11 protein-coding genes are annotated in these 13,783 nt (G+C 65.5%); 5 read left to right on the forward strand and 6 right to left on the reverse strand.

Translation table 11 applies throughout. The features are described 5' to 3' along the window. Positions 1-40: 40 nt before the first annotated feature. Genes AC1RNP_RS10930 through AC1RNP_RS10945 form a run of 4 tightly spaced genes read right to left on the reverse strand, consistent with a single transcriptional unit; the run spans position 41 to position 3,702 of the window. A complete protein-coding gene (locus AC1RNP_RS10930; RefSeq protein ID WP_493051269.1) occupies positions 41-1,321 on the reverse strand; it encodes a TRAP transporter large permease in 1,281 nt (426 codons plus the stop codon). A gap of 2 nt (positions 1,322-1,323) precedes the next feature. Further along, on the reverse strand, positions 1,324-1,845 hold the full coding sequence (locus tag AC1RNP_RS10935; RefSeq protein ID WP_493051270.1) for a TRAP transporter small permease: 522 nt from the start codon (positions 1,843-1,845) through the stop codon (positions 1,324-1,326). A gap of 37 nt (positions 1,846-1,882) precedes the next feature. Further along, on the reverse strand, positions 1,883-2,872 hold the full coding sequence (locus AC1RNP_RS10940) for a TRAP transporter substrate-binding protein (protein ID WP_493051271.1): 990 nt from the start codon (positions 2,870-2,872) through the stop codon (positions 1,883-1,885). Continuing rightward, on the reverse strand, positions 2,869-3,702 hold the full coding sequence (locus AC1RNP_RS10945; RefSeq protein WP_493051272.1) for a 2-keto-4-pentenoate hydratase: 834 nt from the start codon (positions 3,700-3,702) through the stop codon (positions 2,869-2,871). Before AC1RNP_RS10945 ends, AC1RNP_RS10940 begins: the two co-directional genes overlap by 4 nt. Before the next feature lie 119 nt (positions 3,703-3,821). Here AC1RNP_RS10945 and AC1RNP_RS10950 point away from each other — a divergent pair, with 119 nt between their 5' ends. Together AC1RNP_RS10950 and AC1RNP_RS10955 are read left to right on the forward strand one after the other, a co-directional pair. After that, positions 3,822-5,192 carry a pectate lyase family protein gene (locus tag AC1RNP_RS10950; protein ID WP_493051273.1) on the forward strand — a complete coding sequence of 457 codons (1,371 nt, stop codon included), beginning with the start codon at positions 3,822-3,824 and terminating at the stop codon, positions 5,190-5,192. Between the two features lie 16 nt (positions 5,193-5,208). Beyond that, positions 5,209-6,798, forward strand: a complete 1,590-nt coding sequence (locus tag AC1RNP_RS10955) for a carboxylesterase/lipase family protein (protein WP_493051274.1) — start codon at positions 5,209-5,211, stop codon at positions 6,796-6,798. 22 nt (positions 6,799-6,820) lie between these two features. Here AC1RNP_RS10955 and AC1RNP_RS10960 read toward each other — a convergent pair whose 3' ends face one another. Together AC1RNP_RS10960 and AC1RNP_RS10965 are read right to left on the reverse strand one after the other, a co-directional pair. Beyond that, positions 6,821-7,591: a rhamnogalacturonan acetylesterase gene (locus tag AC1RNP_RS10960; RefSeq protein WP_493051275.1), complete on the reverse strand. Its 771-nt coding sequence runs from the start codon at positions 7,589-7,591 to the stop codon at positions 6,821-6,823. 87 nt (positions 7,592-7,678) lie between these two features. Continuing rightward, positions 7,679-10,540, reverse strand: coding sequence for a TonB-dependent receptor (locus tag AC1RNP_RS10965; RefSeq protein WP_493051276.1), 2,862 nt, complete (start codon positions 10,538-10,540; stop codon positions 7,679-7,681). A 183-nt stretch (positions 10,541-10,723) separates the two neighbouring features. Here AC1RNP_RS10965 and AC1RNP_RS10970 point away from each other — a divergent pair, with 183 nt between their 5' ends. The 3 genes from AC1RNP_RS10970 (at position 10,724) to AC1RNP_RS10980 (ending at position 13,753) form a co-directional block, all read left to right on the forward strand. Further along, a complete protein-coding gene (locus AC1RNP_RS10970; protein ID WP_493051278.1) occupies positions 10,724-11,743 on the forward strand; it encodes a sugar kinase in 1,020 nt (339 codons plus the stop codon). 186 nt (positions 11,744-11,929) lie between these two features. After that, positions 11,930-12,616, forward strand: coding sequence for a TetR/AcrR family transcriptional regulator (locus AC1RNP_RS10975; protein WP_493051279.1), 687 nt, complete (start codon positions 11,930-11,932; stop codon positions 12,614-12,616). A 24-nt stretch (positions 12,617-12,640) separates the two neighbouring features. Next, positions 12,641-13,753, forward strand: a complete 1,113-nt coding sequence (locus AC1RNP_RS10980) for an efflux RND transporter periplasmic adaptor subunit (RefSeq protein ID WP_493051280.1) — start codon at positions 12,641-12,643, stop codon at positions 13,751-13,753. Positions 13,754-13,783: the final 30 nt, after the last annotated feature.

The raw sequence follows: 13,783 nt of genomic DNA on the forward strand, positions 1-13,783 counted from the left end.
CGAATGCATCCCTACCCTCTCACGAACCCGCCGCAGCTGCTTACTTCAGCAACGCCGGCAACCACAACGACAGTTGCGGCACGAACGCCACCACCAGCAGCACCGCCAGCGACGACAGCCAGAACGGCCAGATCGTGCGCAGACATTCGCCGATGCTGATCTTCCCGATCGCGGTGCCGACGAACAGCACCGAGCCCAGCGGCGGACTGATCAGGCTCAATCCACCCTTGAGGATCAGGATCACGCCGAAGTGGATCGGATCGATACCGATCGCCTTCGCCAGCGGCAGAAAGATCGGTGTGCAGATGATGATCATCGGCGCCAGATCCATGAAGGTGCCGAGCACCAGCAGGATCAGGATCATCAATAGCAGCATCAGGTTCTTGTCGGTGGTGATGCCGGTCAGCAGCTCGACCGAAGCGGCGGGCACTTGCAGATACGCCAGCAGCCAGCCGAACGCGGCGGCGGACGCGATCACCAGCAGGATCATGCCGGTGGTGCGTCCGGCATGGCCACAGGTGGCGACGAAGTCGCGCCACGACAGGCTCCGGTACACCAGCCCCGTGATCAGCAACGCATAGACCACGGCGATCGCCGCGCTTTCCACCGCGGTGAAGATGCCGGCGCGGATGCCGACGAAGATGATCGCCACCAGCAGCAGCCCGGGCAGCGCGGAAACGAAACGCCGCGCCACGGCCGCGAATCCCGGAAACACCTCCACCGCATAACCGCGACGGCGCGCGATCAGCCATGTGGTGAACATCAGTACCACCGTCATCAGCAGCGCCGGAATGACGCCCGCGGCGAACAGATCGGCGATCGAGATGCTGCCGCCGGCCGAGGCCGAATACAGGATCAAGTTGTGCGAAGGCGGCACCAGCAACGCCACCAGTGCGGCGGTCATGGTGACATTGACGGCGAAATCGCGATCGAACCCGCGCTTGACCATCTGCGGAATCATCGCGCCGCCCACCGCCGAGACATCGGCGATCGCCGAACCGGAGACCCCGCCGAAGAACAGCGATGACAGCACGCTCACCTGCCCCAGACCACCGCGCATGTGGCCGACCAGCGACGAGGCGAGCCCGATCAACCGTTCGGAAATGCCGCCACGCAGCATGATCTCGCCGGCGAAGATGAAGAGTGGAATCGCCAGCAGCGATGCCGACGCCGCACCGGTCGCGGTGAGCTGCGCCACCGCGATCGCGGGCAGATCGAGATACAGCAAGGTCGCCAGCGACGCGGCGAACAGCGAGAACGCCACCGGCACGCCCAGCACCAGCAGACCGAGGAACACACCGAAGAGGATCGTGATCGCCATCGTCAATGTCCTTGCGCGGGCGCGCCGCCCGCAAACAGGCGGTGCAATGCGAACACCGCGATCAGGACGCCGCCGATGCACAGCGGCAGATAGAACGTGCCTTCCGGAATGCGCGCGCCGGCCATCGGCACCTCCCAGCTGTCGGCGGTCAGACGCGCCCCCCACCAGGCCAGCAGCGCGCCGGTGACGGCGACGATCGCGCGACTGAGCGCGTGCATCACGCGGCCGATGCGCGGCGGTGCCGCCTGCCGCGCGATGAAGAACCCGAAATGCGATTCCGCGCGCACACCCACCGCCGCGCCGAACATCATCGCGGTGTTGAGCAGCAGCAGCGCCACCGGCTCGGTCCAGTCGGGCGAAGCGTTCAGGACATACCGCGCGAACACCTGCCAGGCCTGCACGGCGGCCATCGCCAGCAGCGCGCCACCGGCGATCCACGTCGCCAGCCGCGCCAGATGATCGAGCCAGCCGGGCGAGGCTTCTGGTGTTTCAGCGGCTAGCCGCGGTTGTTCTGTTTCGTTCACCGACCCCTCCAGGCGATGTTCGTGTGGATCACCACGCTCAGGCCGTGGCGCGGATGTCTTCGTAAAGTTTCGCCAGCACCGGATCGCGCAGATATTCGTGCGCAACAGCTTCGGTGGCGCGTCGCATCGCCTCGCGATCGACTTCATTCGCCTTCACCGCGGATGCCAGCACCGCATCGCGCGCGGTCTTCTCGGCCTGATCCCACAGGGCGCGCATGTACGGCACCGATGCCGACGCCGCTTCGCGCACCAGTTCGCGATCGAGCGGCGTGAGCGCCTGCAGCGCCGCGCGCGACATCAGCAGCACGTCCGGCGTATAGGCATGCCGCGATTCCGACCAGTAGTGCGCCACCTCGAAGTGACGGCTGGACTGGAAGCTCTTGATGTTGTTTTCGGCGCCGTCGATCAGATGCGTCTGCAGTGCCGAGAAGATTTCGCCGAACGGCAACGGCGTCGCGTTGGCGCCGAGCGCGTGGATCAGGCGCACGAAGATCTCCGACACCGGCACGCGCAGCTTCAGGCCGCGCAAATCGGCGGGCTCGTGGATCGGACGCTTCGTGTTGTATAGGCTGCGCGATCCGGAATCGTAGAACGCCAGCCCGACCAGATCGCGCCGCTCGAAACCGGCCAGCAGCGACGCGCCAAGACGCCCGTCCAGCGCGCGACGCAGATGCGGCGTGGAATCGATCAGGAACGGCAGCGACAGGATGCGCGTGGCCGGCACCGAATCGTTCATCGTCGCCAGATAGACGCGCGTCATCGCCAGCGCGTTGAAGCGCGCCAGATCGACCGTGACCGATTCGCGGCCAAGCTGGCCCGAGTGATACACCAGCGTGTCGAGACGGCCATCGGTGCGCTCGCGCAGATAACGGCCGATCCAGCGCACCGCCTCCACGGTCGGATAGCCGTCGACATGCACATCGGCCGCGCGCAGCAAGGTTTTCCCCGGCGCGGAGAACGCATGCGGCACGATCGCGCCCGCCAGCGAGCCGAGGCCCATCGCGATGAAACGGCGACGCGCGATCACGCCAAGCTCCTCGGCCGCGCCGGCACCGCCTCGCAATGGATCGTGCCGATGCCGGGGAATTCGACGCGCGCGCGCTGTCCGGCGCGGATGTCGTGGATGCCGGTCGCGGCGCCGGTGGACACCAGTTGCCCCGCCTTCAACGGCAAGCCGCGCCGGGCGCAACGCGCCAGGGCGAAACGCAGCGCCGCCAGCGTGCCGCCGCTGATCGAACTGGCGCGGCCGGTGCCGACCGAACGGTCATCGATGAAGGTCTCGCACAGCAGCGCATCCTCGGTCTGATCGCGCCAGTCCGGAATCGTCGGACCCAGCACCAGGCCGGCATTGTTGCCGAAGTCCGAGACCACCACCGCCGGCCCCCACACGTTGATCATCGCCATCGGACTGCCCGCCAGCTCGATGCCGATCATCAGCGCGTCGACCAGGGCGGCGGCCTCGTCCTCGCTCCACGCGGTCTTGTGCGCGGGCGCGTCGGCGCCCAGGCGGAACACGAACTCGGCCTCGACCGCGGCGAATCCGCCCTCGATCACTTCAAAGCGCGCCGGCGTACCGGGGTCGAAGGTCTGGATCGCATCGGCGAAGATCGGCCCGACCAGGCGCTCCTCGCCCATCCGCCCCAGCCATTCGTCCGGGATGCGTCCCACCTTCCAGCCCGCCACCGTCGACGGCCACAGCTCGATCGCCGCGTCCTGGCTGGCGTAGCCCGCGTCCATCGTCTGCGGACGGGTGCCCGGGTAGATCGGCAGGGATTCGGCCCTGAGCCGTGCGCGCACCAGGCGCCGGGCGATCTCCCGGCTTTCGCCGTCATCCCCTGCCAAGACGATCCGATCCATCCCCACCCCGTCTCCCGTTCGCAAAATCCGCATGGGGCAGTTGTATAGGAAACCGGTGTCATTGACAATCTGCGGCGCACCGTAACGATGGCGGTCGAACTCTGGAGGGAGGGATGGACATGCTTGGAAAGGGGAAAGGCCGTGCGTGGCCGGCGCTTGGCGTGGGCTGGCTGATCGGGTTGGCGCTCTGCCTGTCCATGCCCGCCGCGATCGCGGCCAGAAAGGCCGCCGCCACCGCCGAAGGCGCGCTCGCCTTCCCCGGCGCGCAAGGTTGGGCCGCACGCACGCCTGGCGGACGCGGCGGCAAGCTGCTACGTGTGACCACGCTTGCCGCCGAAGGCCCCGGTTCCTTGCTGGAAGCGTTGTCGACTCCTGGCCCGCGCACGATCGTGTTCGAGGTCGGCGGCGTGATCGATCTGCAGCGCAAGACGGTGAAGATCACCGAACCCTACCTCACCATCGCCGGCCAGACCGCGCCGCAGCCGGGCATCACCTTGATCCGCGGCGGCATCGACATCGCCACGCACGACGTCGTCATCCGGCATCTGCGCGTGCGGCCTGGCAGCACCGGCCTCGGCAAGATGGCGGGCGTGGATTTCGATGCCATCTCCACCGTCGCCGCGCGCGATGTGATCATCGATCATTGTTCGCTGACCTGGGCCACCGACGAAAACCTCTCCGCCTCCGGTCCGCGCTTCGCGGCCAGCGCGAACGACGGCAAGAACTTCGCCGAAGCCACTTCGCATCGCATCACTTTCAGCAATAACCTCATCGCCGAAGGACTGGCCCACTCCACGCATGGCAAGGGCGAGCATTCCAAGGGCACGCTGGTGCACGACCATGTGCGCGACATCCTCATCGTCGGCAACCTCTACGCGCACAATTACGAGCGCAATCCCCTGTTCAAGGGCGGCGCACGCGGACAGGTGCTCAACAACCTGATCTACGATCCCGGCCAGCGCGCGGTGCACTACAACCTGATCGCCGAGGAATGGATCGGCCACACTTATGAACCCGGCGAGATGATCCTGCGCGGCAACGTGATGCGTGCAGGCCCGTCCACGGAGACATTGGCGTTCTTCATGATCGGCGGTTCCGGCGATATCGATCTGTACGCTGAGGACAATCTCGCGATCGATCGCATCGGCCGGACCGTGCCGCAACAAGGCAGCTACACCACCACGCCGGTCAAGGTGAATGCCCTCGGGAAGGCGCCGCCGCTGCCCTTCGGCGTGCAACTGCTGCCTTCGGCGCAGGTGCAGGACGCCGTGGTCGCCAACGCGGGCGCGCGCCCGTGGGATCGCGATGACGTGGACCGCCGCATCCTCGCCGATGTGATCGAAGGACGCGGCAAGATCATCGACAGCGAGGAAGAAGTCGGTGGCTACCCGAAGCAAAAGGAAACGCGGCAGGCTTTCGTTCCATCGGACTGGAACCTCGACAGCATGGAACCATTGAAGCCCCTGCAGCGACGCGACCCCCTGCGCTGACTGGAGCACGTGCGAGATGGACAGCGAGAACCGCCGCCGCTTCCTGAAATCCTCCGCACTGCTCGGCGCCGGTTTATGGCTGCCGGCATTGACAACTCGCGCGGCCACCACCGAACCCCTCGCCACCACGAGAAGCGGACGCGTGCGCGGCTATCTCGACCGTACCGTGCACGTGTTCAAGGGCATTCCCTACGGTGCCGACACCGCATCGCGGCGTTTCATGCCCACGCTACGCGAAACATCATGGGACGGCATCCGCGATGCCACGCGACATGGCGCCGCCGCGCCGCAGCTCAAGACAGAGGAAGCGATCAGCGAGGATTGCCTGTTCCTCAACGTCTACACACCAGGTCTGCGCGACGACGGCAAGCGGCCGATCCTGTTCTACATCCACGGGGGCGGCTACAACAACGGCTCAGGCAGCAGCCCGCTCTACGACGGGGTCAATCTGTGCCGCCGCGGCGACGTGGTGGTGGTCACCGTCAACCATCGCCTCAACGCTTTCGGTTATCTGTATCTGGCGCAGTTCGGTGAACCGGATTTCGCCTGGTCGGGCAATGCCGGCCAGCTCGATCTCGTGCAGGCGTTGCAGTGGGTGCGCCAGCATGCGCACGAGTTCGGCGGCGATGCCGCCAACGTCACCGTGTTCGGTCAATCCGGCGGCGGCGCCAAGATCGCCACACTGATGGCGATGCCGGCCGCGCGCGGCCTGTTCCATCGCGCAATGACGATGAGCGGACAACAAGTCACCGCCGCCGGTCCGCGCGCCGCCACGCAGCGCGCGCAGCTTTTTCTGGATGCATTGAAGCTGGCACCCAAGGACGCGGCCTTGATCCGCACCTTGCCTGTCGAACGCCTGCTCGAAGCGACCCAGGTCCGCGACTTCTCGCGAATCGAGGACACCTCGCTGTATTTCGGCCCGGTAATGGACGAACGATCACTCCCCCGGCATCCGTTCTGGCCCGATGCGCCGCCACAATCGGCCCACATTCCGCTGGTGATCGGCAACACCCGCGACGAGACTCGTGCCTTCCTCGGCAACGACCCGTCCAATTTCGCGCTGACCTGGGAACAACTGCCGGAACGTCTGCGCACGCAGCAATATGCGGACATCGATCCAGACGTGGTGATCGCCGAATATCGGCGCCTGTATCCCGGCTACACGCCTTCCGACGTGTTCTTCGCCGCGACCACGGCCGGCCGCTCCTGGCGCGGCGCGATCGAGGAGGCGGAAGCGCGGGCGAGGCAGAACGCGCCGACATGGGTCTACCAGCTCGACTGGGGCTCGCCGCTGGATGGCGGCAAGTTCGGCGCCATGCATACGCTCGACATTCCGCTGATGTTCGACAACATCCGCCAGCCTGGCTCGCGCACGGGCGACGGCGCCGACGCGCAGCGGCTCGCAGACGCGATGAGCGAAAGCCTGATCGCGCTCGCGCGCACTGGCAGCCCAAACCATCGCGGCTTGCCGACGTGGAAGCAATACTCGCTTAAGCACCGAGAGACGATGCTGTTCGACGTGCGGCCCCGACTCGAAAACGATCCGCGCGGCGGCGAGCGCAGGCTCTACCAACGCGTTCCGTTCCTTCAACGCGGCACTTTCTAGAGCTTCCCTGCTCGCGGATCCGTCACGGCTGCAACGACTGCTTCAGCGGCAGATCCGACGCACGCAGCCCAGCCGCCACCGCCTCGGCCATGCGTCTGGCGCCTTCCGGCGAGAAATGCGTGTCGTCTTCGACGCCTTGCGGATAATTTGGATTTTCGCCGGGCTTTACCCACAGGTACAGCGATTTGGAACCTTCGTCGCCCGCCTCGCGCAGGATCGTCTCGCTGCTGGCCAGCAGATCGATCAGTGCAACCCGCCGTTCCTTCGCGACCTCACGCACGATGCGTGGATATTCGCCATGGCTCGGCTGCAACGCCCCGCCTTCGAACTTGCGCCGCGCCACCGGCGTCAGCAGGATCGGCGTCACCTTGCGCGCACGGACGTCGTCGACGAAGCGTTCGAGATTGCGCCGGTAATCGGCGGGCGGCGTGTAGCGATCCTTCTTCTGCACCGATGCGTCGTTGTGCCCGAACTGGATGAATACGTAATCACCAGGACGGATGTAATCGATCAACGCCTGCCAACGCCCTTCCTCGATGAAGGTCCGCGTGCTGCGGCCATTGCGAGCTCGATTGTCGACGACCACCTCGCCCGGCAGGAATTGCACGCCGAGGAATTCACCCCAGCCGGTCTCCGGGCGCTTGGTCTTGAGCTTCTCGGCGATCGTCGAATCTCCCGCCAAGAACAAGGTCACCGGCTGCTTGGCGATGACGGTCGCGGGTGAAACCGCATCACCGGCAGCCGCCAGCAGAGGCGACAACGCCAAGCAAGCGACCGCGAACAGTTTTCTCATGCGAGAACACCTCTGAATTCATGCACGCTGGCAACCGCCTTTGCAGGGGCGAATTTATTCGCCCCTGCAGGCAATCCGATCCACAGCTCAGAACTTGTAGCGCACTCCGAGCATGTACTGGCGCCCGGTATGTGTGTACACGACCGGCCGATCGGCCGCCGAGTCGATCCACTGATCATTCCACTCGTCAGTGAGATTGGTCCCTTCCAGGCTGAGTTGCCACTGGTCGGTCAATTTCCAGGACAAGGAAGCATCAACCGTAGTCGTACCCTTCGTACCCTCCACGTCGTTGTTGCCTGGCCCGACCGGCAGTGCATTGGTACTGTTGCGGCCCGGCGCAGTGGTCAGATAGTCGTCGCGCACTGTGGCGGATACGCGCGCGGAAAGCTTCTGACCCTCGTAGTAAAGCGTGGTGGCGTAGGAATGCTTGGATAGCCCAAGCAGGTCCGTCTTGATCGTGGGCACCCCGGTGGAGGTGGTGTACTGGATTTTCGAGTCGACGTAGGTATAGCTGAACTGCACGCCGAGATTGGACCACAGGCCCGGCAGGAACTTGAAAGGCTGCTGGTAATTCAGTTCCACGCCCTGCAGCGGCCCGCCTTCGGTATTGACCGGGTAGTTGTACTGAAACTCATCTGTCGGCAGCGCCGTGGTGCCTTCGAGCAGCGCGGGGTCCAGGCCGGGGATGGTATTGAATACCCGGTTCTCGCGCGTGGTCTGCACAAAGGTGTCGATATCCTTGTAGAAAAGACCGAGTCCGAGCAGGGCGCCTTCGTCGAAATACCACTCGAAGCCCAGATCGTAGGTAGTGGCACGGAACGGATCCAGGAACGGATTGCCAGCGGTGATAGTGCGATTGCCACCGCTGACGTTGACGGTAACGCCGGAACCGATGTTGCCCAGACCAGGGCGCGCCATCACCTTGGCCGCGGCGAAGCGGATCAGGAAATCAGGAGTGACTTCGGCCACCAAGTTCAGCGAAGGCAGCGTATCGCTGTAATCGCGCCGGATCGACACGGGCACCAGCGTGCTGCCCACCACGCCGACACCGTCGGAAATCTGCTCGGTCTTGACGTGTCGCACGCCGATATTGCCCGACAACGGGATTGAGCCGAGGTCCAGCGAGAAATCGCCTTGCAGATAGAAACCACGATTCTTCTCGGTGACCTTGCGGTTGTTGCCGGCCACGCCGGAAATCCGATCGGACACGGCGAACAGGCCGCTGTTGCTGTAGATGTCGAGCAGGCTGTTGTAGGCATCGATGTCCGGCACCACCCAGCGTGACGGATTGCCGCTGACGTTGATGCCCGCCAGTTCGACCTGCTTGTTCAGTTGGTCGCGCTGCTCCTGCGTGAGCGTGGGGACTGACGTCTCGCTGGCACGCCGCCATTCGCGGCTGCTGAACTGATATTCCTTTGCTTGCACCCCGGCCTTCAGCGTCAAGTAGGGCGATACGGTCCAGGCGAAATCCAATTGCCCCGTATCGTATGTGTTCTTGACCCACTGCGGCCGCAAACGAATCTCGGCCAGTGTCCAGCCGTTGGGATCGTTGACGTCGACGCTGCCGTAGTTGAACGAAGGCAGTCGACTGTCGCCACGGTAGTCGTAGCTGTAGCCCTGCGCGTTGAGCTTGTCCATGATCACGGTGGTCTGGATCGGATTGTCGTGCTCCGACTCGGAATGCCCGACCAGGCCGCTGATCTTGAAGTCGTCGTTGAACCTGTGCTCGCCCGACAGATTGATCTGCTGGAACTTTGTGGATAGCTCGTCGTAGCGAGATTCCGAGCGGATGTCGACGTTGTCGAACACGCCATAGACCAGGTTGCCGTGACCATCCACCTCGCCGTCGCGCACGATCGTCGCGGGTTTGCCGGAGCCGGAACGACTGAACGACACCGCCTCGATGTAGTCCTCCGTTCGGGTCGCATCGAACTTGGCGTACATCATGTCCAGCGTGAACAGGGTGTTGTCGCCTGGCTTGAACTGCAGCGACGAAGTCACGCCCAGGCGCTGCTGGTCGTGCCGCATCACGCCGTAGCGCGGGATGCGCGGATGGAACGTGTCGTCCGCGAGCGCGGGGGTGAACGGCGAGTCGGGATCGAAGCCGCCGTTGGCCGTCGATGGATCCCAGCGCACGGTGCTAGACCCTTCCTCGATCAGTTTGCGATCGGTGTACGCCACCGACAGCAGCGCTCCGAACCGGCCATCGGCCCACGTATTGCTGATCAGTGCCGACATGCGCGAACTGCCGTCGTCCGACAGATCGTTGTAGCCTGCCAGCGCGCTGGCGCTGAAGGTGAAGCCGCCGTAATCGAACGGACGTGCCGTGCGCAGATCCACGGTCGCGCCCAGCGAGCCTTCCTCGATTTCGGCCGAAGGCGTCTTGCGCACGATCAATTGACTGAACAACTCCGACGCGAAGGCGTTGAAGTCGAATCCGCGACCGCGGTTCGCGCCCCCCGAACTGTCGGTGCCGCCCGTGGTGGTCAGGGCTTCGAGACCGTTGAGGCGCACGCGGGTGAAATCCGCGCCGAGGCCACGCACCGAGATGTTGCGGCCCTCGCCCGCGTCACGCGCGATGGTCACACCAGGCACGCGTTGCAGCGATTCGGCCAGATTGAGATCGGGGAACTTGCCGATGTCCTCGGCAACGATGGCATCGACCACGCCCTTCTCGCCGCGCTTGATGTCCAGCGCCTTTTCCAGGCTGGCACGGTAGGTGGCCGTCGCCACCACGGTTTGCATGTCCTGGATGTCTTCCTGCCCGGAGGCGGCCGGCTGCTGCGCCGCCGGCGCCGCCGCATCACCCCCGTCCTGTGTCGTGGCTCCCGCGGCGGGTTCGGCCGCCTGTTGCGCGAGCGCTGCTACCGGCTGCATCTGCAGCGCCAGCCCAATGGCCAGCGCAAGCATGGTAACCGGTGTCTTTTTTCTCTCGAAAACCGTCTGCATTGATCCCCTCCCAAGAAATCAGCCCGCTCTCGCGGCGGTCTTGACTGGCCAGTCTTGCTTGCTATGGTGTCCCGGTACGGCAAAAATGACACCGCTGGTCAAAACCTATCAGAAGGTTTCGATCTAGGCATGCTGCGGTGCGGAATGGCGGGCGGGACCAGTCGGGGACGAGAGAGGGCGGACATGCCGAAAAGCATCCTATGTTTTGGTGAATTGCTGTTGCGTCTGGGCGCTCCGGGCCGCGAACGGCTGCTGCAGACGCCGTGGCTGGAGGTCCACGTCGGCGGCGCCGAGGCCAACGTCGCCGTCGCGCTGGCCAGGCTCGGCCATGCCGCGGCGGTCGTCAGCATCGTCCCCGACAACCCACTCGGCGCGGCTGTCGTGGGCGAACTGCGCCGTCATGGCGTGGACACGACGCGGGTGCGCACGGGCGCGGGCCGGCAGGGACTGTACTTCCTCGCGACGGGCGCGCTGCAACGGCCGAGCGAAGTGCTGTACGATCGCGCCCATTCCGCCTTCGCGCTCGCTCCGGCGGAAAGTTACGACTGGCCAAACCTGCTGGCCAGCGTCGATGCCCTGCACGTCTCCGGCGTCACGCCCGCGCTCGGCAACGCCTGCGCCGACGCCACCTTGTCCGCCGTGCGCGCGGCGCGGAAGCTCGGCCTGCACGTTTCCTTCGACGGCAATTTCCGCCAGAAACTGTGGGCGGAACGACGCGACCAGGCGCCCATGGTGCTGCGCGCGATCATCGCCGAAGCCGATATCGCGCTCGCCGATCATCGCGACATCGCGATCGCGCTCGAACTGGCGCCGAACGGAAAAACCGCGGCCGAAGCCTTCGCCGACGCCGCGCGCGCCGCTTTCGACGCCTTCCCGCACCTGCGAAGACTCGCCACGACACTGCGCACCCAGCACAGCGTGGACCATCACTCGCTGACCGCGTTGATGGCCACCCGCGACGGCGCTCTGCTCACCGCACCCGAGTACTCGCTCTCGGCCATCGTCGACCGCATCGGCGCCGGCGACGCATTCGCGGCCGGCGTGCTGCATGGTCTGCACACGGACATGTCCGATCAGGCCGCGCTGCACTTCGGGCTGGCGTCGGCCTGCCTCAAGCATTCGCAGCCCGGCGATTTCAGTCTGTCCGATGAAGCCGAGATCGCCGCCGTGGTGGCGGAGCGCGGATTCGACGTGCGGCGCTGATTGGTGCCCGACGTGAAGCGTCTCGCGCCATGAAACCGCGCCGCCGCTCGTAACCGATTGAAAGGCAAAACTCTCGACTCGGCTCGTTCGATCCAAACGTGACGGCAGTCGGGATTTCCCGAATTGCCAGCGAAACAAACCGTCCGGACGGTTGAGAACCGACCGTCTGGACGGTATTGTTCCGCCATGACACCTCCCGCCGACAACTCGCAAGACGCCCTGCTCGACGCTGCCGTCACCATCGTCGCCCGCCAGGGCATCGCCAATCTCACCCTCGACGCGGTCGCCGCCGAAGCCGGCCTGAGCAAGGGCGGCCTGTTGCACCACTTCCCGAGCAAGGACCGTCTGGTCGAAGCCCTGGTGCGGCGCAACGCCGAGAATTCGCGCCGCTACTACGACGAAGCCTACGAGCGCACGCCGGAAGGCCCCGGACGCATGGTGCGGGCGATGCTCGATCACTGCCTGTCCGACCTGGATAGCTGGAGCGAGGAACTGCAGCGCAATTCCTCAGTCTGCTTCGCCGCGCTCGCGCAGAATCCGAGCCTGATCGAGCCCATGCGCGCGGTCTACAGCGATCTGCAGCGACGCGTCGCCAACGATGGCCTGCCACCAGGCGTCGGCGAAACCGCAGCAGCGGCCATCGACGGACTGTGGCTGTACTGGGTGCTCGGACTGGTCCCAGTGAACGAATCACTGCTGGTCCGGGTGCGCACGGCGCTGGAACAGATGCTCGCGAGCACGGTGCCCGATTTCCCGGCACGCCTCCCGACACGGTCCCCGGCTCGAGCCGCGCAGGAAAAGCCAGCCGCGCCACGCAAGGCCGCGAAGAGGTCCTCGGACAAACGCTCGTCCCCCAAGAAAACTCGTCACTGACCAACGCCCTTGAGGTCGCCGTCCATGAATCGTCGTCTCGCTCCCCTCTGGTTGCTCGTGGTCGTCATCGCTGTCGGCCTCGGGCTCGGCGCATGGAAATTCGTCTCGCTGCGCGCGGCCGAGGCCGCCGCGGCCAACCAGCCCGAACCGATCGAATCGGTTACCACCGCTGTCGCGAAGCAATATCCGTATCGCCAGAACGTCACCTCGATCGGTACGGTCACTGCGCTGCGCTCGGTGACCTTGCGCAACGAAGTCGCCGGCACGGTGCGCAGGACCGCGCTCACGCCAGGCCGGATCGTCGAGGCCGGGACAGTGCTGGTCGCGCTCGACGTCGCCGTCGAGGAAGCCGAACTGAAAGCCCTGCGTGCCCAGGCGGCGCTGGCGCAGAGCCGGCTCGAACGCGTGCAGCGCATGAATCAGCAGCGCGCCATCTCCGACATGGAATACGACCAGGCACGCGCCGAACGCGACGTGGCGGTGGCGCAGATCGCCCGCACCGAGGCCGTGATCGCGCGCAAGACCATCCGCGCGCCGCTTCGCGTGCGCGTGGGCATCGCCGATGTGCATCCGGGGCAGTTCCTGGACGAAGGCACGCAGCTGACGACACTGCAAGGCGTCGATGACGCCACGCACGTGGATTTCACGGTCGCGCAGCAGATCGCATCCGGACTGCATCCGGGGACAAGCGTGGACATCGTCTCCGGTGACGCGCCCGCGCTGACCGCCGAAATCATCGCGATCGACTCGCGCGTCGATCCGTCCACGCGCAACGCCACCGTGCGCGCCCGCGTCGAACACGCCGCGAACGTGCTCGCACCCGGCGCGTCCGTGCGCGTGCGGATCGCCTTCGGCGAATCGCGCGAGGCCGTCGCCGTTCCGGTGAGCGCGTTGCGCAAGGGGCCGTCCGGCGATCACGTCTTCGTCCTGGCGGCCGACAAGCAAGGCAAGACGCGCGCGCAACTACGCCCCGTGCAAGTAGGCACGACGCGCGCGCATGAGGTGGTGATCGACAAGGGGCTCGCCGCCGGCGAGAGGGTCGCCGCCTCGGGCGCCTTCAAATTGCAGGACGCGATGCTCGTCGCCGTGATGGATGCGCCGAAGAATACGCAAGCCCAGGCAAGCGGCACCCGCTGATCTTCAACGCTTCGCACGACCAGGTGTCTT

The organism is Luteimonas sp. GW821-FHT14E02 (assembly GCF_058803905.1).

Coding starts and splice junctions, on each gene's coding strand:
- AC1RNP_RS10960 (WP_493051275.1), bottom strand. CDS start 7,591: ATGAGAAAACTGTTCGCGGTCGCTTGCTTGGCGTTGTCGCCTCTGCTG.
- AC1RNP_RS10975 (WP_493051279.1), top strand. CDS start 11,930: ATGACACCTCCCGCCGACAACTCGCAAGACGCCCTGCTCGACGCTGCC.
- AC1RNP_RS10950 (WP_493051273.1), top strand. CDS start 3,822: ATGCTTGGAAAGGGGAAAGGCCGTGCGTGGCCGGCGCTTGGCGTGGGC.
- AC1RNP_RS10970 (WP_493051278.1), top strand. CDS start 10,724: ATGCCGAAAAGCATCCTATGTTTTGGTGAATTGCTGTTGCGTCTGGGC.
- AC1RNP_RS10930 (WP_493051269.1), bottom strand. CDS start 1,321: ATGGCGATCACGATCCTCTTCGGTGTGTTCCTCGGTCTGCTGGTGCTG.
- AC1RNP_RS10955 (WP_493051274.1), top strand. CDS start 5,209: ATGGACAGCGAGAACCGCCGCCGCTTCCTGAAATCCTCCGCACTGCTC.
- AC1RNP_RS10980 (WP_493051280.1), top strand. CDS start 12,641: ATGAATCGTCGTCTCGCTCCCCTCTGGTTGCTCGTGGTCGTCATCGCT.
- AC1RNP_RS10945 (WP_493051272.1), bottom strand. CDS start 3,702: ATGGATCGGATCGTCTTGGCAGGGGATGACGGCGAAAGCCGGGAGATC.
- AC1RNP_RS10965 (WP_493051276.1), bottom strand. CDS start 10,540: ATGCAGACGGTTTTCGAGAGAAAAAAGACACCGGTTACCATGCTTGCG.